Origin of the sequence: Aquirufa regiilacus, assembly GCF_032470275.1 — a bacterium.
Taxonomy (GTDB): Bacteria; Bacteroidota; Bacteroidia; order Cytophagales; family Spirosomataceae; genus Aquirufa; species Aquirufa regiilacus.
Map to the genome: position 1 here is coordinate 765,223 of NZ_JAVNWW010000001.1, position 25,817 is coordinate 791,039.

Annotated in this window: 25 protein-coding genes; 11 read left to right on the forward strand and 14 right to left on the reverse strand. The window is 39.0% G+C overall.

Annotated elements, in window-relative coordinates:
- The first annotated feature begins 34 nt into the window (after window positions 1-34).
- Complete coding sequence (locus PQG45_RS03390) at window positions 35-1,018, forward strand: cation diffusion facilitator family transporter (RefSeq protein WP_315576281.1); 984 nt, start codon at window positions 35-37, stop codon at window positions 1,016-1,018.
- Here PQG45_RS03390 and PQG45_RS03395 read toward each other — a convergent pair.
- The 3 genes from PQG45_RS03395 to PQG45_RS03405 are packed head-to-tail and all read right to left on the reverse strand — an operon-like array spanning window position 1,005 to window position 2,781.
- On the reverse strand, window positions 1,005-1,691 hold the full coding sequence (locus PQG45_RS03395; protein WP_315576279.1) for an SDR family NAD(P)-dependent oxidoreductase: 687 nt from the start codon (window positions 1,689-1,691) through the stop codon (window positions 1,005-1,007). The genes PQG45_RS03390 and PQG45_RS03395 overlap by 14 nt on opposite strands.
- A 6-nt stretch (window positions 1,692-1,697) precedes the next feature.
- Window positions 1,698-2,399 (reverse strand): GTP cyclohydrolase I FolE, encoded by a 702-nt coding sequence (gene folE, locus PQG45_RS03400; protein ID WP_315576277.1) that lies wholly within the window; start codon window positions 2,397-2,399, stop codon window positions 1,698-1,700.
- Window positions 2,359-2,781, reverse strand: coding sequence for a 6-pyruvoyl trahydropterin synthase family protein (locus tag PQG45_RS03405; RefSeq protein WP_315576276.1), 423 nt, complete (start codon window positions 2,779-2,781; stop codon window positions 2,359-2,361). Before PQG45_RS03405 ends, folE begins: the two co-directional genes overlap by 41 nt.
- An 81-nt stretch (window positions 2,782-2,862) precedes the next feature.
- On the opposite strand from PQG45_RS03405, the gene PQG45_RS03410 reads away from it, so the two are divergent.
- From PQG45_RS03410 to PQG45_RS03425, 4 genes are all read left to right on the forward strand, one after another.
- Window positions 2,863-4,215 carry a Gfo/Idh/MocA family protein gene (locus PQG45_RS03410; protein ID WP_315576274.1) on the forward strand — a complete coding sequence of 451 codons (1,353 nt, stop codon included), beginning with the start codon at window positions 2,863-2,865 and terminating at the stop codon, window positions 4,213-4,215.
- 4 nt (window positions 4,216-4,219) lie between these two features.
- Window positions 4,220-5,416, forward strand: a complete 1,197-nt coding sequence (locus PQG45_RS03415; protein WP_390825724.1) for a sugar MFS transporter — start codon at window positions 4,220-4,222, stop codon at window positions 5,414-5,416.
- Window positions 5,417-5,487: 71 nt separating this feature from the next.
- Window positions 5,488-7,473 (forward strand): (E)-4-hydroxy-3-methylbut-2-enyl-diphosphate synthase, encoded by a 1,986-nt coding sequence (ispG, locus tag PQG45_RS03420; RefSeq protein ID WP_315576270.1) that lies wholly within the window; start codon window positions 5,488-5,490, stop codon window positions 7,471-7,473.
- A gap of 4 nt (window positions 7,474-7,477) precedes the next feature.
- Complete coding sequence (locus PQG45_RS03425; RefSeq protein WP_315576268.1) at window positions 7,478-7,666, forward strand: DUF6728 family protein; 189 nt, start codon at window positions 7,478-7,480, stop codon at window positions 7,664-7,666.
- Here the strand turns inward: PQG45_RS03425 and PQG45_RS03430 are convergent, their stop codons facing one another.
- The gene (locus PQG45_RS03430; protein WP_315576266.1) at window positions 7,667-8,713 is read right to left on the reverse strand and encodes a thioredoxin family protein; all 1,047 of its coding nucleotides are present in this window, start codon (window positions 8,711-8,713) and stop codon (window positions 7,667-7,669) included.
- A 9-nt stretch (window positions 8,714-8,722) separates the two neighbouring features.
- Entirely contained in the window at window positions 8,723-9,073 is a 351-nt protein-coding gene (gene gldC / locus PQG45_RS03435; protein WP_315576264.1) for a gliding motility protein GldC, read from the reverse strand.
- Window positions 9,074-9,153: 80 nt separating this feature from the next.
- Between gldC and PQG45_RS03440 the strand changes: the two genes are divergently transcribed.
- Both PQG45_RS03440 and PQG45_RS03445 read left to right on the forward strand, forming a co-directional pair.
- Complete coding sequence (locus PQG45_RS03440) at window positions 9,154-10,407, forward strand: competence/damage-inducible protein A (RefSeq protein ID WP_315576262.1); 1,254 nt, start codon at window positions 9,154-9,156, stop codon at window positions 10,405-10,407.
- Between the two features lies 1 nt (window position 10,408).
- Window positions 10,409-11,680, forward strand: coding sequence for a dihydrolipoamide acetyltransferase family protein (locus PQG45_RS03445; protein ID WP_315576261.1), 1,272 nt, complete (start codon window positions 10,409-10,411; stop codon window positions 11,678-11,680).
- Window positions 11,681-11,719: 39 nt separating this feature from the next.
- Here PQG45_RS03445 and PQG45_RS03450 read toward each other — a convergent pair whose 3' ends face one another.
- The 4 genes from PQG45_RS03450 to PQG45_RS03465 form a co-directional block, all read right to left on the reverse strand.
- Window positions 11,720-12,481 (reverse strand): acyl-CoA desaturase, encoded by a 762-nt coding sequence (locus PQG45_RS03450; RefSeq protein WP_315576259.1) that lies wholly within the window; start codon window positions 12,479-12,481, stop codon window positions 11,720-11,722.
- Window positions 12,482-12,578: 97 nt separating this feature from the next.
- Window positions 12,579-13,292 carry an RsmE family RNA methyltransferase gene (locus PQG45_RS03455; RefSeq protein ID WP_315576258.1) on the reverse strand — a complete coding sequence of 238 codons (714 nt, stop codon included), beginning with the start codon at window positions 13,290-13,292 and terminating at the stop codon, window positions 12,579-12,581.
- A gap of 3 nt (window positions 13,293-13,295) precedes the next feature.
- The gene (locus PQG45_RS03460) at window positions 13,296-13,856 is read right to left on the reverse strand and encodes a hypothetical protein (RefSeq protein ID WP_315576256.1); all 561 of its coding nucleotides are present in this window, start codon (window positions 13,854-13,856) and stop codon (window positions 13,296-13,298) included.
- Window positions 13,857-13,862: 6 nt separating this feature from the next.
- Window positions 13,863-16,070, reverse strand: coding sequence for a glutamine synthetase III family protein (locus tag PQG45_RS03465; RefSeq protein ID WP_315576255.1), 2,208 nt, complete (start codon window positions 16,068-16,070; stop codon window positions 13,863-13,865).
- A gap of 243 nt (window positions 16,071-16,313) precedes the next feature.
- Here PQG45_RS03465 and PQG45_RS03470 point away from each other — a divergent pair, with 243 nt between their 5' ends.
- Window positions 16,314-17,327, forward strand: coding sequence for a glutamine synthetase beta-grasp domain-containing protein (locus PQG45_RS03470; protein ID WP_315576253.1), 1,014 nt, complete (start codon window positions 16,314-16,316; stop codon window positions 17,325-17,327).
- A gap of 91 nt (window positions 17,328-17,418) precedes the next feature.
- Entirely contained in the window at window positions 17,419-18,738 is a 1,320-nt protein-coding gene (gene mtaB / locus PQG45_RS03475; protein ID WP_316070288.1) for a tRNA (N(6)-L-threonylcarbamoyladenosine(37)-C(2))-methylthiotransferase MtaB, read from the forward strand.
- Between the two features lie 443 nt (window positions 18,739-19,181).
- Here mtaB and PQG45_RS03480 read toward each other — a convergent pair whose 3' ends face one another.
- From PQG45_RS03480 to PQG45_RS03490, 3 genes are all read right to left on the reverse strand, one after another.
- Window positions 19,182-20,528, reverse strand: a complete 1,347-nt coding sequence (locus PQG45_RS03480) for an ammonium transporter (RefSeq protein ID WP_315576250.1) — start codon at window positions 20,526-20,528, stop codon at window positions 19,182-19,184.
- A 36-nt stretch (window positions 20,529-20,564) separates the two neighbouring features.
- Window positions 20,565-21,707 (reverse strand): outer membrane beta-barrel protein, encoded by a 1,143-nt coding sequence (locus PQG45_RS03485; protein WP_315576249.1) that lies wholly within the window; start codon window positions 21,705-21,707, stop codon window positions 20,565-20,567.
- A gap of 317 nt (window positions 21,708-22,024) precedes the next feature.
- A complete protein-coding gene (locus tag PQG45_RS03490) occupies window positions 22,025-22,375 on the reverse strand; it encodes a 4Fe-4S dicluster domain-containing protein (protein ID WP_316070289.1) in 351 nt (116 codons plus the stop codon).
- A 124-nt stretch (window positions 22,376-22,499) separates the two neighbouring features.
- Between PQG45_RS03490 and PQG45_RS03495 the strand changes: the two genes are divergently transcribed.
- On the forward strand, window positions 22,500-23,498 hold the full coding sequence (locus PQG45_RS03495) for an acyl-CoA reductase (protein ID WP_316070290.1): 999 nt from the start codon (window positions 22,500-22,502) through the stop codon (window positions 23,496-23,498).
- On the opposite strand, the gene PQG45_RS03500 is transcribed toward PQG45_RS03495, so the two are convergent.
- Together PQG45_RS03500 and trpS are read right to left on the reverse strand one after the other, a co-directional pair.
- A complete protein-coding gene (locus PQG45_RS03500; RefSeq protein ID WP_316070291.1) occupies window positions 23,471-24,019 on the reverse strand; it encodes a phosphatase PAP2 family protein in 549 nt (182 codons plus the stop codon). The two genes, PQG45_RS03495 and PQG45_RS03500, sit on opposite strands and share 28 nt — an antisense overlap.
- 4 nt (window positions 24,020-24,023) lie before the next feature.
- Window positions 24,024-24,995, reverse strand: a complete 972-nt coding sequence (gene trpS, locus PQG45_RS03505; RefSeq protein WP_316070292.1) for a tryptophan--tRNA ligase — start codon at window positions 24,993-24,995, stop codon at window positions 24,024-24,026.
- A 142-nt stretch (window positions 24,996-25,137) separates the two neighbouring features.
- On the opposite strand from trpS, the gene PQG45_RS03510 reads away from it, so the two are divergent.
- Complete coding sequence (locus PQG45_RS03510) at window positions 25,138-25,812, forward strand: DUF2461 domain-containing protein (RefSeq protein ID WP_316070293.1); 675 nt, start codon at window positions 25,138-25,140, stop codon at window positions 25,810-25,812.
- Window positions 25,813-25,817 lie beyond the last annotated feature (5 nt).

Consider the following 25,817-nt stretch of genomic DNA (forward strand, 5'->3'; position numbering starts at 1 on the left):
ACAAAAATACTATCTTTGTTAAGATTTTACGCGCATGAAACAGAGGCTTATTATTTTTTCGTTTGTATTGAGTTTGTTGATCATGGCAGCGAAGTTTTATGCCTACTATCTAAGTGGATCTACGGCCATATTAACTGATGCACTTGAATCCATTATTAATGTTGTCGCTGCGGCCTTTGCTTATTATTCCGTTTATTTGGCATCATTGCCACGTGATTTGAATCACCCGTATGGGCATGGTAAAATTGAATTTTTCGCTTCTGGTTTAGAAGGTGTACTTATTTTATTAGCTGCCGCTTATATTTTCTTACATGCGACTCAGCATCTTTTTGCTACCCCAACTTTAGAGCGCTTGGATTTAGGTATGTATATTTCCTTGGGCTCGGCATTTTTAAATGGCCTAATGGGTTTTTATTTAGTTCGATTAGGAAAAATGACACATTCGCCTGCCCTTGTTGCTGACGGTAAACATTTGACCTTAGACGCATATAATGGACTATTAATCGTGTTTGCGTTAGGCTTAACTTTTTTTACGAAATGGATTTGGGTTGACGCAGTAGCCTCGATTGTTTTTGCCTTATTGATGTGCTGGCAAGGGATTCGACTTGTACGTGAATCTGTGGCAGCCTTGATGGATGAAACGAATCCTGCTGTTTTTAATAAAGTAATCGACTGGATAACGCAACATCAAAAACCAACTTGGATCGATTTACATAATCTTCGAATTCAGCAGTATGGTGGAGATTTACACATTGATTGTCACTTGACTTTACCACGTTACTGGGATTTGGGTCGTGTTCACGATGAAATCGATGACTTTGAAGTAACCATGGGTAAGGTGTTACCTACTGAAATTGAAATATTTGTACATGTAGATCCATGCTTAGACGCCTGTTGCTCGCATTGTGAGATCACAGATTGTCCCATACGTGCTCACCAATTCTCAAATAAAATTGAATGGACGGCCAAAAACATGGCCATGAATCAAAAACACTTCAATGAAATTAAGCTGGTTTAAGGCTACCCATTCCACCATCTACCCCGATTATCTGTCCGGTAATCCACGTGTTTTCAGGAGCTAATAAAAAAGCTGTTAAGTTCGCAACATCACTTGATTCGCCTATGCGTCCTAAGGGATGGCGTTTTCCACCTGCTTCTATTTTTTCAGGACTATTTAACAATCCTGATGCCAATGGCGTATTAGTCAGTGATGGAGCAATAGCATTCACACGAATTTGTTGACTGGCTAATTCTGCAGCCAATGAACGTGTTAACCCTTCAATAGCACCTTTTGAACTAGCAATGGATGCATGAAAACCCATGCCGGTTTGAACAGCAACGGTGCTATACAACACGATAGATCCTCCCCCATTTTGCTTTAGGTTCGGTAAATACGCTTGAATCGTTTTGATCGCTCCCATAACATTGAGTTGGAAGTCGGCCTTAAAATCCTCTTGACTTAACCGGTGGAAAGGTTTTAAAACGATACTTCCTGGACTGTAAACTATGCCAGAAATGGGACCTTCAATGCTAGGTAAAGCCTCTTCGGAATTGGCATCCCAAACATGATTTTCACAGGCTGCATTAACTGTACGTGCGATATTAATCACATGATGACCTGCGGCCAATAAATTATCTGCTGTTGCAGCACCAATACCATGGCTTGCGCCTATAATTATGTAAGTTCCCAAAATAGCTTAGTTATGTAATGAATCTAAAAATTCACGCTTAGTTGAATTTTCTTGGAATTTTCCGCCATAAAATGATGTAATCGTTGATGTTGCATCGTCTTTCACGCCACGTGATGATACACAAAGGTGTTTTGCATCGATGAATACGGCAACATGTTCCGTTTTCAAAACTTTCTGAAGGTGCTTGGCAATTTGCATGGTTAAACGCTCTTGCACTTGTGGACGCTTCGCAAAATATTGTACAATACGGTTCAGTTTCGATAAGCCGATGACCTGACCTGAAGAAATGTAGGCAATGTGTGTTCTACCTACGATGGGAACAAAATGGTGCTCACAATTCGAGTAAAAACTAATGTTTTTCTCAATAAGCATTTCATTGTATTCGTATTTGTTTTCAAACAAAGCTACTTTAGGCTCGTTGGCAGGATTTAAGCCACTGAAGATTTCCTCAATATACATCTTAGCAACACGCTTGGGTGTGCCGCGCAATGAATCATCTGTTAGGTCTAAACCTAGCGTTAACATGATCTCCCGAAAATGAGATTCAATTTTGGTAATTTTTTCTGCATCAGAAAGAACAAAAGCATCCTCCCTCATCGGTGTCTCGATTGAGGTGGCTACGTGATTGTCTCCAATTTCTTCGTCGGTTAACAAGAAACGGTCAGTATCAATTAGCAGGGAATTCAACGAAATTTCTTTCTGTTTCATATAATTTAATTTTAATATCTAATTCAGTGTTTATATGTGGTCTCAACTTATTATAAATCACTAAAGCTATATTTTCGGCGGTAGGATTTAATTGAGCGAACTCGGGTACATCTAAATTTAAATTTCGATGATCAAATTTCTTACAAACTTCACGTTGTACTAAATCGGATAAAACCTTTGTATCGATGACATAACCAGTTTCGGGATTAATTGTTCCCGTAACTTGAATAATTAATTCATAATTATGTCCATGGTAATTCGGATTGTTACATAATCCGAAAATTTCTTTGTTTTTTTCATCGCTCCACGCTGCGTTGTGCAAACGGTGGGCTGCGTTAAAATGCTCTTTACGAAAGATGCTTACTTTGGGTGAGTCGCTCATTTTTTTATAATTCTTATAAATTTACAAGAGTAATTTCATTAAATTTCATTTTTAACAGCTATTTAACCTAGATAACGATAAATGAAACGGAGAAATTTTATAACCAAATCTCTTGTTTATACCTCAGGTGCCGCTCTTTTGCCGCATTTATCCAAAGCACAATATACAGAACAAACAAAAGTACGTTTAGGTTTCATCGGAGTTGGTCTTCGTGGCCAAAATCATTTGGAAATGGCTTTGTATCGAGAAGATGTGGAGGTAGTTGCCATCTGCGATATTGATCCTCATGCGATACAAATTGCGCAAAAAATGATTGCCGATAAAGGCCGTAAACCTGCAGTGGCTTATCAAAACGGAGAACATGATTTTGAAAACCTTGCGAAACGTGCTGATATCGATGGTGTTGTAATCGCTACACCTTGGGAATGGCATGTGCCCATGGCTCTCGAAGTGATGAAGCAAGGGAAATATGCGGGCGTAGAAGTTTCAGCGACTGTTACGTTGAAAGAATCTTGGGATTTGGTTAACACGTACGAGAAAACAGGATCCCATTGCATGATTTTGGAAAATGTATGTTTTCGTCGGGACGTGATGGCAACCCTCAATATGGTCCGACAAGGCATGTTTGGTACGCTTTCGCATGTTCAATGTGGATACCAGCATGATTTACGTGAGGTCAAATTTAACGATGGAAAACAAGCCTATGGTGGCGGAGTTGAATTTGGAGCTAAAGGGTTTTCTGAGGCTAAATGGCGTACGCAACATTCCATTGACCGCAATGGTGATTTATATCCCACGCATGGATTAGGACCCGTAGCCGAAATGTTGAATATTAACCGAGGTAATCAATTTGCCTATTTGACGTCCATGGCATCTCCGGCGATGGGTCTTAATCAATACATCGAAGAAAAAGGTGGTAAAGAACACCCGAATGCGAAAGTTAATTTCAAATGTGGTGATGTTGTGCAGACGATGATTAAGTGCCATAATGGCGAAACCATTTTGATTACGCACGATACTAATTTGCCTCGGCCCTATTCGTTGGGATTCCGTGTTCAAGGTACTAAGGGTATTTGGATGGAAGATAACAAGTCAATCTATTTGGAAGGTGTCTCGCCGAAAGCGCATCGTTGGGAAGATTACAAACCTTATCAAGAGAAATATGATCATCCCCTGTGGAAAGCGCATGCTACAGATGCAGAAAATGCGGGACATGGAGGAATTGATTATTTTGTATTACGTGCATTCATTGAGTCGGTAAAGGCTAAAGTTGCTCCCCCAATCGATGTATATGATGCCGCAGCGTGGTCAGCCATTTCACCGCTTTCGGAAGAATCGATTGCAAAAGGCTCCGCTCCAATTCAAATCCCAGATTTCACGCGTGGAAAATGGAAAACCAATAAACCTATTTTTGCTTTAAACGATCAATACTAAACTTATGACTAACACAAAACAATCAAACGGCCCTTTAATCATGATCGGAATACTCTTTTTTGTATTCGGATTTGTTACCTGGGTTAATTCGGTTCTCATTGCTTTTTTTAAGGATGCATTCCAATTGAATAACTTTCAATCTTTATTGGTTACCTCGGCATTTTTTATATCCTACTTTGTTATGGCCATCCCATCTTCATGGGTCTTAGCCAAAACAGGATTTAAAAATGGAATGTCATTTGGTCTTTTAGCCATGGCGGTGGGTACCTTGTTATTTATTCCTGCTGCAAAAGCTGCGAATTATCCCTTATTCTTATTGGGTTTATTCGTGATTGGAACCGGTTTGGCCTTATTGCAAACGGCTTCTAATCCCTATGTCACGATATTAGGGCCCTCTGAATCAGCAGCCCAACGGATTTCAGTGATGGGGATTTGTAATAAAGTTGCCGGTATTTTGAGTCAAGTGATTTTTGGTGGATTGCTATTATCATCTGCTGCCGGAACTACAAAATTAGAAACGGTGATTATGCCATATGGTATCATGACGGTTATTTTGGTCGCGTTAGCAGCTTGGGTGCGTTTATCTAGTCTGCCTGAAGTGGAAGCTGAAGAAACCGCTGAAGAAGCGTTAGCATCTAAATCGAGCGTTTGGGCCTATCCGAATTTAGTTTTGGGGCTAATCGCATTCTTTTTATATGTAGGTGTCGAGGTTATGGCAGGTGATACGATTATTAACTACGGCGTTTCCAAAGGATTCAGTATGGATATCGCCAAATCGTTTACGAGTTACACGCTCTATGGCATGTTGGCTGGTTATGTTGTGGGTATCTTATTTATTCCTAAATACTTAAGCCAACAAAAAGCATTAAACTATTCAGCACTATTGGGTATTTTATTTTCGATCGGAGCTGTAGCTTTAGATGGTTATTTATCTGTTCTGTGCATCGCATTATTAGGGCTTGCCAATGCATTAATGTGGCCGGCATTATGGCCTTTAGCCTTACAAGGTTTAGGTAAATTCACCAAAATTGGATCAGCCTTGATTATTATGATGATTTCAGGAGGCGCTTTGATTCCTTTGGTTTATGGTTCTATTGCTGATCAATTAGGAGATACGCAATTAGCTTATGTAATCATGATTCCATGTTATTTATTTATCCTTTTTTATGCAACAATTGGGCATAAAAAGAGTTCATGGTAATAGAAAGATAAGTTTTAAGTCAGCCCCATCTTTCCATTGGTAGATGGGGCTTTTCTTTGTATTTTTGTTTTATGACTCGACTCATTGATTCTCCTAATACTCATTTGATTGCTGATGGCAATCAGTATGCCCCATCACTTTGGTCTTATCAACGGCGCGAAACGATTCCTGTGCAAATCGGTGATTTGTATATGGGCTCTGATTTCCCGATTCGGATTCAATCCATGACGACGGTGGATACGATGGATACACAGGGGTCGATTGAACAATGCATTCGCATGATTGATGCTGGTTGCGAGTTGGTTCGTATTACGGCACCATCCGTCAAAGAAGCTCAAAATTTAGAGAATATTCGTAATGGTTTGCGTGCCCGAGGGTATCATACACCCTTGGTTGCAGATATTCATTTTACACCCAATGCGGCTGAATTAGCTGCTCGAATTGTTGAAAAAGTTCGTATCAATCCAGGTAATTATGCAGATAAGAAGCGGTTTGAAACGATTGATTATACAGATGTTTCCTATCAAGCAGAATTAGATCGTATCCGTGACAAATTTTTACCATTAGTCAAGATTTGTAAGGAATATGGTACTGCCATGCGAATTGGGACCAATCATGGCTCACTATCAGATCGTATTTTGAGTCGCTATGGTGACACGCCCTTAGGGATGGTTGAATCAGCGTTGGAGTTTTTACGCATTTGTGAAGATGAGCAATATTCCAACATCGTTCTTTCGATGAAATCTTCCAATACGCAAGTGATGGTGGAAGCTTATCGCTTGTTGAGTAAGAAATTAGCTGATGGTGGTTTTAAAGCCTATCCGATGCATTTAGGGGTAACGGAAGCGGGTGAAGGTGAAGATGGTCGAATTAAATCGGCTGTTGGGATTGGAACTTTATTGGAAGATGGATTAGGTGACACCATTCGTGTTTCCTTGACAGAAGATCCTGAGTTTGAAATACCTGTTGCGCAAGAACTCGTGCATCGTTATGAATTTAGGAGTGCACAAAGTACGCCTATAGAACCTGTTACGATTGAGAAGCCATTTGTCTCCCCCATTAACCCGTTCGCGCATGAGCGTCGGCAAACGCATGAGGTAGCTAATTTTGGAGGTCATCAAGTTCCGCGTGTCATTGCTGATTTTTCTCAAATGCCACGGATTCAAATGGATGATTTAAAGGCTATTGGTCATTTTTATCTTCCTGAGCCTGATAAATGGGCCATGAACGATTTAGGTGCAGATTATATTTTTACGGGAAAACATGCCATCGATTTCATGTTACCCAATGGCTTGAAGCAAATTGTAAATGCTGCTTTTTGGGATGGTAACGCCCATGTGTTTCCATTTTTTACGTGGGAGGAATGGTGTGATGCAGGGAATAAACATGCTGAATTAAATTTTGTATTGGTAGAAGCAGAAGATTTAACATCTATTTCTTTATCAAATCTTTCAAATGTCATTTTAGTGATCCAATCAAGCAATGTGCACCAAATGGCAGCATTACGTCGGGGTTTCTTTGCGTTAAATCAACAAAATATTCAAATACCCGTTGTCCTTAAAATGGCTTACCCCAATGTCGATGACAATCAATTGCAGCTATTTGCACCTACAGACGCGGGAGGATTATTGATTGATGGCTTTGGGGATGGAATTATGTTGTCTATGCCTTACATGCAAGATAAAAATGCTTTGTTGAATGCAACTGCTTTTGGAATCTTACAAGCGAGTCGGGTACGTATTTCTAAAACAGAATATATTTCCTGCCCTTCTTGTGGGCGTACTTTATTCGATTTGCAAGAAACGACTGCGAAGATTCGCCAAGTAACGGATCATTTAAAAGGGATTAAAATCGGTATAATGGGCTGCATCGTGAATGGTCCCGGGGAAATGGCAGATGCTGATTATGGTTACGTGGGAATAGGAAAAGATAAGATTGCCCTTTATAAAGGCCAAGAGGTGGTAAAAAAGTCGGTTCCAGCTGATTCTGCTGTGGATGAGTTGATTACTTTGATTAAAGAAAATGGTGACTGGCGTGAACCGTCAATAAACGAATAAAATTATGAGCAGATTAAAAGAGCAATTTCGAGTAGGTGAAGTTTTCACGTATTTTATTCGTGTATTCCAAAAACCAAAACCAGGCGCTGCAACGAATTTCAACATTCGTACAATGCACACGATTAACAAAATCTCAATTGTGATGTTTTTGTTTTGTGTATTGGTGATGCTTTACCGCGCTTTTCTTCGCTAATTACTTCAATCCGAATTTACACCAATTCGTCTGTGCGAATTTCAATGCAGCCTTGTCTTTTGACTTTGATTTGACGAAATCACACAGGTATTGATATTCTTTAGGGCCTGGAGCGCTTGGTAGTACATCAATTAGGCCTTCGATAACCTTAATCGCAGCCATTGCCTTTTTCTGCTTGAATAAGAGCGTGCTTTCTGCCATCCAAGTTCTTCGAATGATGGAACCTTTATCAATTTCGCATTTCGCCATTTGATCCTTCAAACGTTTCAGATCTGCACTTGTTAATTTATTGACCTGTGAGCTGGTCATCACAATTTGAAATACATTCTCATAGATCATTTTAACTAGGCCTGGATCTGCAATACGATTATATTGGGCTAAATGACTTACAAAATATTCGAATAAGGCATTGTTATTGTTCATCATGACCATTTGAATGATGTTCAAGGCACTTTGGCTTGTGTATTGATTGGTGGGCATAACCTTCACCAATTCATTCACCATTTTGATATTTGTAGCTGTATCAGCCGTTAATCGAGCGAATTGTGCGTAGTTAAGTAAGAATGCGAATCCACGATCGCCTGATTTATATTTTGTAGCAAAATTGCTCGATTGTTCCGCTGGATTAGCTGCTTTTTGAGCAATGCTATTGACATTCAATATGGTGTTCTCCCGTTCACCAAATGCCTTAGCTTGCACCAATTTCATCGTCTTAGGTTCGAAAAAAAGGAAAGTTGGCGTAGCATTAATAATCACTTTTAATTGCTGCAGGATTCGTTGGCTTTCGGGTTTGCGTATATCCAACTGATAATTAACAAAATGGGTATTATACAATGTACCTACTTGTGGCTGTGCGAATGTCCCTTTAAAGGAATTACAAACATGACAATCTGGCGCGTAAACTTCTACAAACAATAATTTGTTTTGTTGCTTGGCACTTGTAATTGCTGAATTTAAATTACTGTTTTTCAGGAAGTTAATTCTTTTTTGTGCGAATCCGCTTGAAGCAAGAAAGGATAAGATTACAATGAATTTGATTGAACGCATGTGCTTGGATTATTGGCCTTGAGAAGCCGCGGTAATTTCTTTCTTTAAATTTTGTGAGAGTTTCTTGCAAACTTGTTCTACTTCTAAGGCAAATTCGGAATCTCCTGTTGCCTGCAAGGCTGCATCTCCTACCGTCCCCATGATTTCAATGAAGAATCGCTTCATATCAAGCACTTCCATGTCTTTCGTCCACAAGGGTAAGGTCAAGGTTCCTTTGTGATAAGGATCCCATGTCGCTACTAATATGGCTTTCGTTTCCTCAATACCCTCGTTGGGGTTATCAGTTGCTGACCAAGAGATCTGTTCAGGAATGTTATTGTCGTCTAATTGTATTTTGAAATTAATTTCAGAATGTTTCATTTGCTCAGTTTGTTTTTCGATTCATCCATGTGTTTCCAAACGAATTAAATCGTATTTTCGTACAAAAGTAAGAAAACTAAATGGTTCGAGCAGAAATAATTACCATTGGCGATGAGATTCTCTACGGTCAAATCCTGGATACGAATACCCAATGGATTAGCTTAGAACTCGATAAAATTGGCATTAAAACAATCCGTAAATCATCAGTGGGCGACCAACGAGATGAGATTGTTCAAATTCTTGAAGAAGCTCAAAAACGCGCTGATATTGTTTTTATTACAGGTGGATTAGGGCCAACCAAAGATGATTTGACCAAAAAGATATTGGCAGATTTTTTCAATTGTCCCCTCGCCTATCATGCTGAAGCCTTGGCAGATGTTACGGATTTCTTCGCAAAAAGAGGCCGTGAACTTAGTGATATCAACCGTGATCAGGCTTTATTACCCACAAAATGTACAATTATTCCTAATAAACAGGGAACAGCTCCTGCCATGTGGTTTAATGAACAGAATACAATTTGGATTTCCATGCCTGGGGTACCTTTTGAAATGAAGGCAATTATGGGAACAGAGGTATTACCTCGAATAGTTACCCATTTTAAACTTCCTGTTATTGTACATCAAATCAGGAAAGTTGTTGGTATAGGTGAATCTTATTTATCGGATTTGATTCAAGATTGGGAATTACAATTACCTGCTCATTTGAAACTAGCCTATTTGCCTTCATTAGGCATCGTTAAGCTTCGGTTGACAGGTTTTGGGCAAGATAAAGTTCAATTACAACAGGACATTGATGCTGAGTTCGAAAAGGTTATGCCCTTAATAAAAGGCTTTGTATTTGGGCGTGAAAAAGACGAATTAGCTGCTGTTGTTGGTCAATTACTTGTAACCAATCAAGCCACATTAGCTGTTGCCGAGAGTTGTACGGGTGGTTATTTGGCGCATCAATTCACGCAACATTCTGGTAGTTCGGCATATTTCCAAGGAGGAATTATCAGTTATGCGAATGATGTCAAAGAACATCAATTAGGTGTTTCGAAAGCAATTTTAGAAACGGACGGAGCCGTGAGTGAGGCATGTGTGAAGGCTATGGCAGAAGGTGCAAGAAAACAGCTGGATACAACTTATGCACTAGCTACTTCAGGGATTGCGGGACCTGATGGTGGAACAGAAGAAAAGCCAGTAGGTACCATATGGATCGCATTAGCCCATCCGAATGGCGTAATTACGCGCAAATTGACACAAGGGGGCACACGTATTCAAAACATTCATTTGAGTTCATTAACAGCAATTAATTTGCTGCGAAGATATTTATTAAACGATTTGGCGGAATAATATGGCGATCACAGAAATCATTATGCCCAAAATGGGGGAAAGTATCATGGAAGCTACTGTGTTAAACTGGTTAAAACAGCCAGGTGACTACGTAGAAGCGGATGAATTTATCCTAGAGGTAGCGACCGATAAGATTGATACCGAAGTCCCTTCGCCCGTTGCAGGTTATCTAAAACAAATTTTAATACCGGTAGGTCAGGTGGCTACCATTGGCAAGGCAATTTGCGTCATTGATGCAAATGATGACGTACCTGTTGAGAAAAAATCTTTTGACGCTTCAGATGTTTTTCACCCTGAGCCTGATTTAGCAGCTTTAACTGAACTAAGTTTAGGCCAAAACTTGGATGTGAGTACTGATAAGTCTAATCCATGGGTTTCGCCGTTGATTAAGCAAATTTGCCAACAAGAGAAAGTATCCCAACGAGAATTAAGCGAAATTCGTGGCTCTGGCATGGATGGTCGGGTGACGAAAAAGGATGTATTGAATTTTATTGCCGTTCGTAATTCGAAGCGCATGGTCGCATCGGGTACCTTGAGTCAAGGTCCTGGTTTGCGTTTGCCGGGCGATGAAGTGATTGAAATGGATCGTATGCGGAAGATGATTTCTGAGCGAATGTCGGATTCCAAGCGTATTTCTCCCCATGTTACGTCATTTTTAGAGGCTGATATTACCTCTTTGGTTCAATGGCGTGAGCTTAATAAAGCTAAATTTTTAGAAAAATATAAGGAGCCGATCACGTATACGCCTCTCCTATTTATGGCTACCGCGCAAGCGATTAAGGATTTTCCGGGCATAAATATTTCAGTAGAGGGTAATTACATTGTTCAACACAAGCAAATCAATATTGGAATGGCGGTTGCTTTACCGAATGGAAATTTGATTGTGCCTGTAATTCACAATGTGGATACATTATCGCTTGTTGAATTGACCCAAAAGGTCAATGATTTGTCAAATCGCGCTCGGAAGAATAAATTGACTCCGGCTGATTTAGAAGGCGGAACCTACACGATTTCTAATATCGGAGGTTTTGGTAATTTGATGGGAACGCCCATTATTGTTCAACCTCAGGTCGCTATCATGGCATTTGGAGTGATTGAAAAGAAGCCTGCAGTAATCACCGGACCTAATGGTGAGGACCAGATAGCCATACGCCAAAAGATGTTTATTTCACATTCCTATGATCACCGTGTGGTAGATGGATCTTTAGGTGGAGGATTTATCAAACGTGTTTCAGATTACTTGGAACGTTTCCAGATTGAATTAGATCTGTAATAAAAAGGCTATCATTTCGATAGCCTTTTTATTTGATTGCTAAAACTTAGCATTTGGATCTTTTACATTGGGTCGGATAATTCGTAACCAAGTCAATAATTTAATCATGGGATAAGTTGGATCAAACTCAAACCATTTTGTCGCAAAATTTACACGATTAGGTAGTTTATGGTGGTTGTTTTGGAACAATTCACCCATCATGACAACATCAAATACCAACGAATTTCTTGAGTGATCGTGGTTATCATAATTTTGGTACCCGTATTTGTGGCCTGACCAATTGACAATCGCACCGTGTACAGGTCCCATTAAGAAATGAACAGGAAGCAAAAAGAAAAATGCCCAATGCATATCGAAATATACAAAAGCAACAATGTATAACGATGCATAAGCAACACCCCAGCCGATACGAGAAATCCATGAATCTCCAATGCGTTCGATTGTCTTTGAAACCGGGTAATCGTGTTCAAAACGCTCTTCAACCTTTTGTTTACGATTTAAAACGGCATTATAGATATCTTTTGTTTTCCACATCATGGTAAACACATTGCTGGAGAACATCGGTGAGTGAGGATCTTTAGCCGTATCTGAAAATGCATGGTGCATGCGGTGTAAAATCGCATAAGCACGTGGGCTTAAGAAAGACGAACCTTGTGATAAATAGGTTAAGAAATAGAAAAACTTCTCCCAAAACTTACTCATCAAAAACATTTTGTGAGCCGAATATCGATGTAAAAAGAAAGTCTGACTAAATAGGGATACGTACCAGTGAATAACAAATGCGGGAAGTACTAATTGCATAAAGTTTAATTAAAGTTATAAGTCACAAATTTAAACATGAAATCCTCCACTTTGTTCAATTTAAAAGAATACTTTTCTGATATTAATCACTTTTAGTTCATTCATGTAATAAATGTATTGCATGCGTTGATGCGATACACGCCGTTTCTGTACGTAATATTGCTTTTCCTAAGCTAAATGGTGTATATTTTTTATCAAATAGTAAAGAGGTTTCATCGCTTGAAAAATCCCCTTCTGGGCCCACAAAAATGGTGTAGGAATTATTCAATTTGATTTGCTTACCTAAATTCCCAACCGGTGGGTCACTGATGTGGGCAAATAACAGTTGATTCGTTGTGCTAGGTTCCATGGAATCAATCAATTGTTTCAATGGAGTTAATGGCTTTATTTGAGGAAGAAACAAATTTTTTGATTGTTTTAAAGCCGCAATCGCAATTTTCTCTAAACGAAGTAATTTCATTTCTTTCCGCTCAGAGTTTTTTGATGTAAAAAAACCGATGCTATGGATACCGAATTCGCAGCATTTTTCCACCATCCATTCCATCCGCTCCATTTGTTTCGTTGGTGCTACAAATAAGTGAATTTGAAATGCTGGTTTTTCTTGCTTTTCGAGAATTTGGAGTTTTACAAAGTTTGTCTTTTTTGAATCGATTGTATCGATAACTGCTTCATAGAGCCCTCCTACTCCATCCAATATCCGAATTTTATCACCGCTACGTAAACGCAAAACCCGACAAGCATGAAAGGACTCTTCTTCTGTTAAGAATCCAGTGCTGGTCGGGTTGGGTGCGTAAAATACATATTTACTCATGTATTATTCGGGGTCTTCGGAACGGAATGAAAAACGGGATGGATCTAATGAAAGTGTTCCGCCGTTAAAATCATTAATGAATTTCACAATGACATCATCTTCCAATGAGGGAACATACAATGCTGCCTCTAAACCAATGCCATATTCGAAATCTTCGTCTATCTCGATGTATTCATTGACTTTGATTTCATCGTTTTCTTCCAGTTCATCAATAATTTCGAGAATCATTACTTCCACTTCTTCGTCTAAGGATTCGTTCTCAACGTAAGTTTCATCCCGATTTTCGATAGGAACATATAAAGGGAAATGATGAATGGCTTCTTGTTCAGCCGCTTCGTAGATTGCGCTGGCATAATGCAATTGCAAGGTGCACAGGATAGCATCGTAAATTACTTCTTGTTTATTGAATTGGCCCACAAACTGAATATGGACCATTTCTTTCTCATTGCCCGTAGGCAAATCATCATCCTCTATAACGATAAAGGGCTTATTCGCTTGAGTGCACTGGTCTTTTAATTGTTGGATTTCCTCCTTAGAAAAACCAGGATTTGCTTGCGTTGTCATGTAAGATTATTTAATTAATAATAATTCGCGGTATTTAGGTAATGGCCACTCATCGTCGTCAATAATCAATTCGAGTTTATCAACACTGTAACGAATCTCTTCGAAATAGCCTTTTACCTTTGTGCTGTATAAAACAGCTCTTTCTTCTAAATCTTCAATGTTATTTGCCTCCTTACGAGCATCTGTCATTTCATTTTGCAACCGCACAATCGATGAAGTATACTCAGAAATTTTCTTAATCATTTCGATGGTTGGCGCATAGTATTGTGGATCTATACCAATCTCTTTTTGGCCTTTTACATTCTCCACTAATTGCGTTTGGTATTTCAATGAAGTGGAAACGATGTGGTTAATTGCCATATCTCCAATCACGCGTGATTCGATTTGAATTTTCTTAACATAGTTTTCCAATTCAATTTCATGGCGTGCATGCATCTCCTCTTTTGAGTAGATACCATGTTTGGTGAATAATTCGATTGATTCTGGACGAGCATATACTGCTAAAGCTTCTGGAGTTGTCTTTAAATTGGACAAGCCCCGACGAGCTGCTTCTTCTACCCATTCGTCGGAATAACCATTTCCTTCAAAACGGATATTTTTAGACTCTTTTACGTAGCGTTTTAACACTTCCATAATGGCCAATTCCTTCTTCACTCCTTTTTCCAAAACCTCTTCCACTTCTTTGCGGAATTTGATTAATTGGTCAGCGACAATGGTATTTAATACCGTCATTGGAGCGGCCGAGTTTGCAGATGAACCTACAGCACGGAACTCAAATTTATTACCCGTAAAGGCAAATGGAGAAGTTCTGTTGCGGTCAGTATTATCCAAAATCAACGAAGGGATTTTATTGATACCTAATTTAAGGTAAACATTATCTCCTTTTTCTAATTGGATTTCATCCAGGCCATCCATATTTTCCATGTCATCGAGTACTTGGCTCATCGTACTACCTAAAAATGCAGAAACGATGGCTGGAGGAGCTTCATTGGCTCCTAAACGATGTTCATTTCCAGCTGAAGCAATCGATGCTCGCAATAAATCGGCACGGTCATGAACCGCTTTTAATGTATTCACGAAGAACGTTAGAAAACGCAAGTTTTCTTTGGGCTTCGACGAGGGTGCTAATAAATTAATTCCTGTATCCGTTGCTAATGCCCAGTTATTGTGCTTGCCAGATCCATTGATTCCTGCGAAGGGTTTCTCATGGAAAAGGACTTTGAATTTATGTTTCGATGCTACTTTGGACATTAAATCCATCAATAGCGCATTGTGATCACAAGCTAAATTGGCCTCTTCGAAGGTTGGCGCCACTTCAAACTGTGCCGGTGCTACCTCATTATGACGTGTTCTAACCGGCATACCTAATTTAAGTGCTTCAATTTCAAAGTCAACCATAAAGGCATTCACACGGTTGGGAATGGATCCAAAATAGTGATCTTCTAATTGTTGGCCTTTTGCCGGTGCATGTCCAAAAACAGTACGGCCCGCCATAACCAAATCGGGACGTGCATTAAATAAAGCTTCGTCTACTACAAAATATTCCTGTTCTGCACCAAGGGTTGGGATTACTTTGCTTACATCCCGTGAGAAGAATTCTTTGATGACAGCCGTAGCAGCTTTATCAACTAATTCAATGGATTTCAACAAAGGTGTTTTGTAATCTAAGGCTTCACCCGTATATGATACAAATACGGAAGGAATACAAAGTGTAGCGGTTCCTGCCGCATTTTCCATAATAAAGGCAGGAGAAGATGGATCCCAGCCTGTATAGCCACGTGCCTCAAAAGTTGAACGAATCCCACCATTTGGAAATGAGGATGCATCGGGTTCTTGTTGGACTAAAGCAGATCCTTTAAATTTCTCAACAGCCTTGCCATTGCTTAAATCAATATCAAAGAAAGAGTCGTGTTTCTCTGCCGTTGTACCTGTTAAAGGTTGAAACCAGTGTGTATAGTGAGTTGCTCCTTTCGAAATAGCCCAAGATTTCATCGCTGCAGCCACTTCATCTGCCGCATCACGATCAATCTTAGACCCCGTTTGGATTGCTGTATTAATCTTTAAATATGCTTCTGGAGATAATAAAGAACGCATTACTTCATCACTAAAAGTCATGCTGCCATAATAGTCAGATACTTTTTCAGTAGGTAATTTAACTGGCGTCCCAGTCCGGGATTGAGCTAATTCTAGGGCTTTAAAGCGCGTGATTGCCATTTTTCAGTAGATTTAATTTCTTAAGTAAAAGTAGCGAATTGTAATGGTATAAAAAATGCACATTTTGGAAATTTGCGATTCAATTTTTCGTTTTTAATTTGGATTTTTTGAATTATTGCAAAATTCAGGATTGTATTTGCACGATTATTTAGTTAAAACTATTGTTTTTTACAAAAAGAGGATTATTTTTGCTATACAATTACCTAAAAAAGTATTTTTGTTACAAAATCAAGTTTAAATATCATGGCTAAATCAAAATTAGAGTACATTTGGTTGGATGGCTACAAGCCAACACAGAGTTTACGTTCTAAAACGAAGATCGAGAACAATTTCAGTGGTAAATTAGAAGACCTTGATATGTGGTCATTTGACGGTTCCTCAACACAACAAGCTGAAGGTGGATCTTCTGATTGTTTATTGAAGCCAGTTTATGTTTGCCCAGATCCAGCACGTCGTGATGGTTATTTAGTTATGTGTGAAGTGTTGAACGCGGATGGTACTCCACATGAGTCTAACGGTCGTGCAACCATTGATGATGATGATAACGATTTCTGGTTCGGTTTTGAGCAAGAGTATTTCCTTTGGGATCCAGAAACAAACAAGCCTTTAGGTTTTCCAGCAAATGGATATCCAGCACCTCAAGGACCTTACTACTGTTCAGTAGGCGCAAGCAACGCATACGGTCGTGAGATTATTGAAGAACACATGGACTTGTGTATTGACGCAGGTTTAAATATTGAAGGTATCAATGCTGAAGTAGCAGCTGGACAGTGGGAATTCCAAATGTTCGCAAAAGGTGCTAAGCAAGCAGGTGATGAAATTTGGTTAGGTCGTTATATTTTAGAGCGTTTAGGTGAGAAATATGGTGTTTCGATCAACTGGCATTGCAAGCCTTTAGGAGAATTGGATTGGAATGGTTCAGGAATGCACGCAAACTTCTCTAATACAGTTTTACGTACAGCGGGAAATAAAGAAGCTTATGACAAAATTTGTCAATCATTTGCTCCATTTGTGAAAGAACACATTGAAGTTTATGGTGCTGATAATCACATGCGTTTGACTGGAAAGCACGAAACTGCTTCGATTCATGATTTCTCTTATGGTATCTCAGATCGTGGAGCATCAATTCGTATCCCTATCGCAGCAGTAGAAAAAGGATGGAAAGGTTGGTTAGAAGATCGTCGTCCAAATTCAGCAGCAGATCCTTATAAAGTAGCAGCCCGTATCATTAAAACGGTAAAAACTGCGAAGTTGTAATTTATTTTAATCTTGCATTTATATACTTTATGATTGAAAATGGCGGGTTTTCCCGCCATTTTTGTTTTATTTTGTATCCTGAATTGCACACATGAAGAAGGTTGCCTTTTATACACTTGGTTGTAAATTGAATTTTGCAGAATCTAGCTCTATTGCGCGCTCTTTGGAGCCGATGGGTTTTGTTCGTGCCGAATTTCAAGATAATCCTGATTTGTTCGTAATTAATACGTGTAGTGTAACAGAACAGGCCGACAAAAAATGTAAAAAGGTCGTTCGTGAAGCTAAGAAAATCAATCCTTCTGCGGCTGTAGTTATTATCGGTTGTTATGCGCAACTCAAGCCTGAAGAAATTGCTGCGATTCCAGGGGTAGACTTAGTATTAGGTGCGAATGAGAAATTCAAATTACCCGAATTAATTCCTCCGTATTTAGATCGTCAAATAGCTGACTTGCCTAAGCTGATCGCTTCTGAGATTCGCTATGATCTGGACTACCATGCTTCCTATAGTGTAAATGACCGGACAAGAACCTTTTTAAAGGTGCAAGACGGTTGTGATTACCCTTGCTCCTATTGTACCATACCCTTGGCTCGTGGTCAATCGCGTTCTGATACGATTGAAAAAGTATTGGGTCTTATCGAAGAAATTGCTGCAAATGGAGTAAAGGAAATTGTTTTGACGGGAGTTAATATTGGTGACTTTGGGATCCAACAAGGTAAGCGGGTTGAAACATTTTTTGATCTAGTAAAAGCAATTGAAGCAAAATCTACGATTGAACGTTTTAGGATTTCGAGTATTGAACCTAATTTATTGACGCCTGAATTGATTGAGTTTTTAGGTAAGTCAAAGCGTTTTGTGCCACATTTTCATATCCCGCTTCAGTCGGGTTCGAATTCAGTTTTGCGACTGATGAAGCGTAGATACCAACGAGAACTTTATCAAGATCGGGTGAGTTTAATTCGGACAGTTATGCCCGATGCATGTATTGGGGTAGATGTGATTGTTGGTCATCCCGGTGAAACACCCGAATTATTTCTTGAAACGTATCAGTTTTTGAATGAATTAGATATTTCTTATTTACACGTTTTTCCTTATTCGGAACGTGCTAATACGTTTGCGGTTGATATTTTACCAAAAGTTGACGGGATGCAAAAATCAGAACGTTCGAAAATGTTGCATATACTTTCAGATAAGAAACGCAGGTTCTTCTATGAAAGTCAGCTAAATAAAACAGGCTTTGTGTTATTTGAAGAGTCGACTGAAAATGGTTTGATGGAAGGGTTTTCTGAAAATTATGTTCGGTTAGCTGTCCCTTACGATCCTTTATTGATTAATACAATCCAGCCTGTTCGCTATAAGACTATTATGGATTCCGGGGATGTGAGAGGTGAAGTGTTGTTAGTCAGTCTTTAGACATTAGTCGTTAGACGTAAGTCATCTGTCAGTTGTTAATTGTCATTTTCTTTAGTCGCGAATCACTATTCCTAATCAATAGTCGTATGGGCGAAGTATGTAGGCTTAAGATTTTTCCGCTACCTGCGTCCTATTTTTCATATTCTCTTTTTGAACTTATATCCTTAGCCGTTTAGAGGTGTAAGGAGTTACGTAATAATAGCGTTCAATCTTATTTTTGTAGTCTAGTGGCTTAAATTGAGTTGGTCACACTTAACTTTTACCTCTTACCTCTTAATTCTTACCTCTTAATTCATAGGCGTGAAGTATTTCGTCTCTACTGTCTAACCTCCAATGTCAAACGTCTAAAGTCTAATAAACAAAAAAGCCAGCAACTATAAGTCGCCGGCTTTCCGATTGAAACAAAACCACAAGAACCATTACTTGCGGCTCTGTTGTGTGAACTATTCTGCAAGCGATTCGTCGTGTTGCGAGATGTCCAATCCTAATCTTTCTTCTTCTTCGTTAACACGCAATGGGATAATTTTATCCGTAATGATTAACAAGACATAAGATAAACCGAAAGCAAATGCTGAAACAATTGCTAAGGCTAATAAGTGTTTTAAGAACAATGACGTTTCTCCGTAGAATAATCCTTGCTCAGCGACAGCTGCATTAACAGCCGAAGTAGCGAAGATACCCGTCATTAACATACCTACCATACCACCTAATCCGTGACAAGGAAATACATCTAATGTATCATCTAAGTTTGAGCTAGCTCTCCAGTGTGCAGCAATGTTAGATACAATCGCAGCAATAACACCGATGAAAATTGCGACAGGAACTGTTACGAATCCAGATGCAGGTGTGATAGCTACTAAGCCCACAACAGCACCGATACAGAAACCTAATGCAGATACTTTTTTACCACGTGTTACGTCAAATAAGATCCAAGATAAACCTGCTGCTGCCGCCGCAACGTGTGTTGTAGCGAATGCAGTCACTGCTAATCCATTTGCTCCTACAGCAGAACCTGCATTGAAACCAAACCATCCAAACCATAATAAACCAGTTCCTAATAATACATATGGAATGTTAGCCGGAGGCAAAATGTTAGACTCGATGTGAGACTTACGACGACGTAAGTATAAAGCTCCTGCTAAAGCAGCCCAACCAGCCGACATGTGAACAACCGTACCACCTGCAAAATCAAGAACTCCTAAGTTGAAAAGGAATCCGTCTGGATGCCAAGTCCAGTGTGCTAATGGTGCATAAACGACAACACAAAACAAAACCATGAATAATACGAATGCACGGAAATTGATACGTTCTGCTAAAGCTCCTGAGATAAGTGCTGGTGTGATTACCGCAAATTTCATTTGGAAAAATGCAAACAAGGCAAAAGGAATAGTGAATTTCAATTGGTCAGATGATCCTAAAGAAAGCTTGTGATCAAATACTCCGTTGAACATAAAAAATGTACGAGGGTCACCAATCCAGCCACCCAATGAATCACCGAATGCTAATGAAAAACCAAATACAATCCAAATCACAGAAATAACACCCATCGCGATGAACGATTGTAACATCGTAGAGATTACGTTTTTGTGATTAACCATTCCCCCATAGAAATAAGCTAAACCTGGTGTCATTAATAAAACTAGGCCAGAGGCCACAATCATCCAGGCTGTGTCGCCTGTGTCCAATCCTTCCGTAGGCATTGCCCCTGGAACGGATGTGGTAAATAATGCAAGTACTGCAATGGCTACTAGTACGAGTAGCGGGATCCATGTTGGTTTTTGTGAAGTCATGTTCATGCTAATTTAAGAGTGAATAATTGAGAAAAATTAAAACTTGTAAATGAAGTGTAGTCCTAAAGTTGTTTGAGATTTTTGTTCTTTTCCATCACCGTCAACGAATTGAGCCGTTTTATAAGCGTCAGAACGTAATTCTGGTTTAATTAATAAATGTCCGTCTGCTGCAGTGAACGTTGCTGTTAATGTTAAAGAACTTACATCTGTTCCTGAGCCATCTGCTGCACGAAGCGCACGAGCACCGGCAGTATTATCAAATACTTCATAACGACCACCTACGCTAAATTTATCTGTAAATGCATAGTTCGAATATAATGCAACGCCACCCCAAGTTTTGCTATCACCTACATTTCCACCACCTTGGAAATCACCTGTTTGTGATCCGTAAGCGGCATTTAATCCCAAAAGGTATTTAGGTGTGATTTGATATGAAGTTGTTAAGTCCAATAAGTTATAGCTCCCCGAATCATCTTTTCCTGATGCCAAAGGTGCTGATTCATTTGACGAGATTCCATTTACGTAAACATTCCAGCCGGCTGCCGGTGATGTAAATATTTGATAGATGAATCCTTTAGATGAATTGTTATCATTTAGATTATCCACATTGTTGACCAATCCAACCATGGCAGAAAATTTGTCGCTAAATGCATAATTCGCTTTAGCTCCGATGTGATAGAATGGACCATTGTTGAATAAATTAGAAAGTGAGTAATTGTAATTAATGGGAGCGTCGATTACCTCGTATCCAATGTGCGTTCCAAACTGACCAACTGTTAAGGTTAATTTGTCAGAAGCTTTCCAGTTAAAATATGCCTGCTTGATTGCTAGTGCTGTTGATGCCTTGCCGGCACCCAAAGGTCCAATGACGTTACCATATTGACCTAAATCTGCGTTTGGTCCAAAAGTTAAGTCAACCACAACATCTGAGTTCTTTGTTGCGTAACCAAATTTCGTCTGAACGAGACCTAAAGAGAATTGATTTGACTTTTGATCAAATGCTCTTTCATAACCTGATGCTCCAAGATTGCTACGATTCGATGGGCTGTTGAAGTTCAACATATAGTACGAATCAATGTAACCGGAGAATGAAAATTTTGGAGCTTCTGCTTCTTTTTCTTGGGAAAATCCACAAAATGCGGTTGCTGCAAAAAGCGCTGTTAGGATAGATTTCTTCATGTGCGGAATTGTTTAAAAGGTTATAAATGCTTGATTACATTTCAAAGATTGAGGAAAAATAAATACGATGCAAGTAAATTGATATATTTTTAAACCTATTTTATGTAATATTTCAAAAAAAATGCAAAATGTGGTTAAAAATTAAACCTATTTTCTTCGATTTTGCAAAAATGTTAAATAATTGCCCTTATAATCAAACTTGTGTGTTAGTTGGATTGGAAAAGTGCAATGCGAGGTAATTGTTTGGAATTGAACTTTTTTGGACAAAAAAAAGAGCCCATCAATTGATGAGCTCTTTAAATATAGGAATATGGGTTTTACGCTTCAGCGTGTAACCAGGCTTTTTTAGCTTCTAATGTTTCTTTGTCTTCTACGTGATCTGGATCTGGTACGCAGCAATCTACTGGACAAACAGCAGCACATTGTGGCTCCTCATGGAAACCGGTACATTCTGTGCATTTATCTGGAACGATGTAATAGAACTCTTCAGAAACGGGTTCAACGGGTGATTTCGCATCCATTGTAGATCCATCTTCCAACTCTACTTCTGTTAAAGCGGTTCCTCCGGCCCAAGTCCATTCTACACCACCTTCATAAATCGCTGTATTTGGGCATTCTGGTTCGCAAGCCCCGCAGTTTATACATTCGTCTGTAATGATAATTGCCATAACAAGTATTAAAAATTTTGTGCAATTTACATAAGAAGTTTTGAATAGTATATAATTTATGCAGAGTATTCTAAAATTTTAAGAACTTTGTATCTATTCGTATTACGTTAATAGCCCCTACTATATGTTGAAAGATCGATTTATATCCTTGATAGCTAATTTGCATATTTATTTTAAGGATTCATCCAACAAAGAAAAAATTGAATTATTTATAGAAAGGGCCAAGAATGAGAATGCATGGTTTTCCGATATTTTGATTCGGAATGCTATGGAAGCGATTGATAATCAATTTTTTGATCAGGCTATTTGGGACATGTTTTTTCAAAAATATCCTGTTAAGTCTAATTCCACTAAACAAGTTGGTTTAATTCTTTCTGGGAATTTGCCTGCAGTCGGAATGCACGATTTACTGATGTGTTTGGCTGCTGGTCATCACGTTGTTATAAAATTAAGTTCGCAGGATAAAGCGTTGATGCAATTGTATGTAGATGCAATCAATTTACTCGATTCCTCTTTTACTATTGATATTGTAGAAAGATTACCCAAGGTTGACGCGGTGATCGCTACGGGTTCCGACTTTTCGTCGGCGTATTTTGCCAATTATTTTGCCAAAGTCCCTCACATAATTCGTAAGAATAGAAGTTCTGTTGCCATTCTTACGGGAAATGAATCTGCGGCCGATTTTGAAGGCCTTGCTGGAGATATTTTCACTTATTATGGTTTGGGTTGTCGGAATGTGTCTACGATTGCAGTACCAGCCGATTATGATTTAATACCCTTATTTGATGTATTGACTGGGGTAGATTGGGTTTTAAACCACACAAAGTATTCCAACAATTACCAGTATCACAAAACATTACTTCTTTTAAATCAAGTGCCACATTTCGATTTAGGTAATTTAATTGTCACGGAAAATGAGGCCCTCGTATCCCCTGTTGGTGTGTTGCATGTACACAGATATGTATCTACTGAAGCTCTTAAGTTATGGTTGAACCAACACGAAGATAAGATTCAATGCCTTGTGGGAGCGAATCAAATACCTTTTGGTCAAGCACAAATGCCAGCCTTGGATGATTTTGCTGATGGGGTAAATACCTATGAATTCTTGGTTAATTTGTCGTAGACTATACTCTTGAGAATGATTGCACCCGACAAGCCAATAAATGAGCCTGTCAATACATCGAGGGGATAGTGTACGCCCAGGTATATTCTACTGTAAGAAACGATAGCTGCCCAACTAAATAGAAAGGCGCCAAGGCTTTTGTTTTTTGTTAATAAATAGAAGCATAAAGCTACTGCAAAAGCATTTGCTGCATGCGATGAGCAAAATCCATATAATCCCCCTGCCCCATTGGGTGTATGAATCCATGCTTGAAATTCTTCTACGTGGCTGGGTCTCAGTCTTTTTACGAGGGGCTTTAGTAAACTAGATGAAATTTGATCTGCCCATAAAATGGAGAAAACGATATACAATAAAGCCGCTTTGATTGCTTTTTGATTTGATTGATATATTTTCCAAATTAAAAATGCATATAATGGGATCCAAACGTATTTATTGGACATAAAAATCATGATTGAATCCATTGCATCCGTATGCGATTCATTAATCATTTTAAATAACGATTCATCCCAAGCTGGAAACATAGCTTTAAAATTTAAATACCTCTCTAACTCGAGCTAAAGTAGCCGCAGCGATGGGTTCTACCTTCTTTTCGCCTATTTCAAGTTTTTCCTCAATGAGTTTTGGGTTATTCATGTAATAATCGAATTTTTCACGTGCTTCTTTGAAATATTCGAGCATTAATCCATGTAAGGCTTGTTTAGCATGTCCATAACCATATCCTCCTGCCAGATAATTTTCACGCATTTCTGCCGTTTGTTCAGGTGTCGCAATGAGTTGGTATAATTTGAATGTTATGTCCGCATCGGGATTTTTGGGGTCTTCCAGAGGAGTTGAATCGGATTCAATTTTCTTGATTTGTTTCAGTAAATCTTTTTCCGGTAAGAAAATATCAATGTAGTTATTAAGCGATTTGCTCATTTTGTTGCCGTCAATACCCGGAATCGTCATGACCGATTCATTTATAGACGCCTCAGGAATAACAAAAATATCTTTTTCTGCCATCCGATTGAAAGTCCCGGCCATATCTCTTGTCATTTCAATATGTTGGCGTTGATCCTTGCCAACAGGTATCAACTCCGCATCATATAAAACAATATCAGCCGCTTGTAAAACGGGGTACGTAAATAGCCCAGCATTGACATTAGCCATTTGTGTGGATTTGTCTTTGAAGCTATGTGCATTCGCGAGCATTGGGTATGGAGTAACACAATTTAGGTACCACATGATCTCCGTGTGAAAGCTTGCCAATTTTGACTGTCGGTAGAAATAATTCTTTTCAGTATCAAATCCAAAGGCCAGCCAAGCTGCAGCGATTGATAATGTATTTGCGCGAATTTGTTCGCCATCCCGAAGACTCGTCAACGTATGGAGATCTGCGATAAATAAGAATGATTCGTTACCAGGCTTTTTTGAAAGTTCGATAGCGGGCATGATAGCCCCTAATATGTTCCCTAAATGAGGTTTTCCTGAAGATTGGATACCAGTTAAAATGCGCATAAATCAATTAAAAATTTTACAAAAATCACGAAATTCATTCAATTCTCCCAATATATTTTTTGTCATCAAATTGTGTCCTTAACCCATGGGCTTTCTGCTAATTTTTCGCTAATTTCGTTTACCTAAAATTTATCGATTTTACATGTCCATCTCCCCTGGTCTACTAACCTTTTTGACTGATTTGAAAGCGAATAATTCGAGAGAATGGTTTGCGGCTAATAAAGGTGTTTATGACCTTGAAAAAGGGAAATTTGATAAGTTAATCGAGCAGCTTATTCTTTCGTATAGCGAATTTGAAAACATGGTTGGGGTTGAGCGCAAGCACTGCTCCTACCGCATCTACCGAGATGTGCGTTTTTCCAAAAACAAAGATCCCTACAAGACATGGTTTTCCGCTAGTTTCTCAGAAGGAGGTCGTCGATCTGGCTTCATGGATTATTACTTACACATTGAACCCGGAGGTAAATCGTTTTTAGGAGGCGGGATGTATAACCCGACACCGGATCAGATGGCTAAATATCGCCAGGAAGTTGATTATAACGGGGGCGCATTACGTAAGATTGTCGAGTCATCGCAATTTGCTGACACGTTCGGTACTGCAGAAGGAGAAATGCTTCAAAAAGTTCCTAAGGGTTTTGATCCTTCACCGGAGGATACGCCTTATATACGTCGTAAGCAATTGTTTTATTGGAAGCATTATACGGATAAGCAGCTAATGCAAGATGATTTCATCGCGCAATTGATGACTGATTCGAAGGTGATGAAGCCATTCTTGGATTTTTTGAACACCACTTTTTTTGATAAAGAACCTTTTTAATACCA

Bases quoted from the DNA above. Each gene is read 5' to 3' on its own strand.
- PQG45_RS03390 (WP_315576281.1), top strand. From the start codon at position 35: ATGAAACAGAGGCTTATTATTTTTTCGTTTGTATTGAGTTTGTTGATC.
- folE (WP_315576277.1), bottom strand. From the start codon at position 2,399: ATGAAACAGAAAGAAATTTCGTTGAATTCCCTGCTAATTGATACTGAC.
- PQG45_RS03405 (WP_315576276.1), bottom strand. From the start codon at position 2,781: ATGAGCGACTCACCCAAAGTAAGCATCTTTCGTAAAGAGCATTTTAAC.
- PQG45_RS03410 (WP_315576274.1), top strand. From the start codon at position 2,863: ATGAAACGGAGAAATTTTATAACCAAATCTCTTGTTTATACCTCAGGT.
- PQG45_RS03415 (WP_390825724.1), top strand. From the start codon at position 4,220: ATGACTAACACAAAACAATCAAACGGCCCTTTAATCATGATCGGAATA.
- ispG (WP_315576270.1), top strand. From the start codon at position 5,488: ATGACTCGACTCATTGATTCTCCTAATACTCATTTGATTGCTGATGGC.
- PQG45_RS03425 (WP_315576268.1), top strand. From the start codon at position 7,478: ATGAGCAGATTAAAAGAGCAATTTCGAGTAGGTGAAGTTTTCACGTAT.
- PQG45_RS03430 (WP_315576266.1), bottom strand. From the start codon at position 8,713: ATGCGTTCAATCAAATTCATTGTAATCTTATCCTTTCTTGCTTCAAGC.
- gldC (WP_315576264.1), bottom strand. From the start codon at position 9,073: ATGAAACATTCTGAAATTAATTTCAAAATACAATTAGACGACAATAAC.
- PQG45_RS03440 (WP_315576262.1), top strand. From the start codon at position 9,154: ATGGTTCGAGCAGAAATAATTACCATTGGCGATGAGATTCTCTACGGT.
- PQG45_RS03445 (WP_315576261.1), top strand. From the start codon at position 10,409: ATGGCGATCACAGAAATCATTATGCCCAAAATGGGGGAAAGTATCATG.
- PQG45_RS03450 (WP_315576259.1), bottom strand. From the start codon at position 12,481: ATGCAATTAGTACTTCCCGCATTTGTTATTCACTGGTACGTATCCCTA.
- PQG45_RS03455 (WP_315576258.1), bottom strand. From the start codon at position 13,292: ATGAGTAAATATGTATTTTACGCACCCAACCCGACCAGCACTGGATTC.
- PQG45_RS03460 (WP_315576256.1), bottom strand. From the start codon at position 13,856: ATGACAACGCAAGCAAATCCTGGTTTTTCTAAGGAGGAAATCCAACAA.
- PQG45_RS03465 (WP_315576255.1), bottom strand. From the start codon at position 16,070: ATGGCAATCACGCGCTTTAAAGCCCTAGAATTAGCTCAATCCCGGACT.
- PQG45_RS03470 (WP_315576253.1), top strand. From the start codon at position 16,314: ATGGCTAAATCAAAATTAGAGTACATTTGGTTGGATGGCTACAAGCCA.
- mtaB (WP_316070288.1), top strand. From the start codon at position 17,419: ATGAAGAAGGTTGCCTTTTATACACTTGGTTGTAAATTGAATTTTGCA.
- PQG45_RS03480 (WP_315576250.1), bottom strand. From the start codon at position 20,528: ATGACTTCACAAAAACCAACATGGATCCCGCTACTCGTACTAGTAGCC.
- PQG45_RS03485 (WP_315576249.1), bottom strand. From the start codon at position 21,707: ATGAAGAAATCTATCCTAACAGCGCTTTTTGCAGCAACCGCATTTTGT.
- PQG45_RS03490 (WP_316070289.1), bottom strand. From the start codon at position 22,375: ATGGCAATTATCATTACAGACGAATGTATAAACTGCGGGGCTTGCGAA.
- PQG45_RS03495 (WP_316070290.1), top strand. From the start codon at position 22,500: ATGTTGAAAGATCGATTTATATCCTTGATAGCTAATTTGCATATTTAT.
- PQG45_RS03500 (WP_316070291.1), bottom strand. From the start codon at position 24,019: ATGTTTCCAGCTTGGGATGAATCGTTATTTAAAATGATTAATGAATCG.
- trpS (WP_316070292.1), bottom strand. From the start codon at position 24,995: ATGCGCATTTTAACTGGTATCCAATCTTCAGGAAAACCTCATTTAGGG.
- PQG45_RS03510 (WP_316070293.1), top strand. From the start codon at position 25,138: ATGTCCATCTCCCCTGGTCTACTAACCTTTTTGACTGATTTGAAAGCG.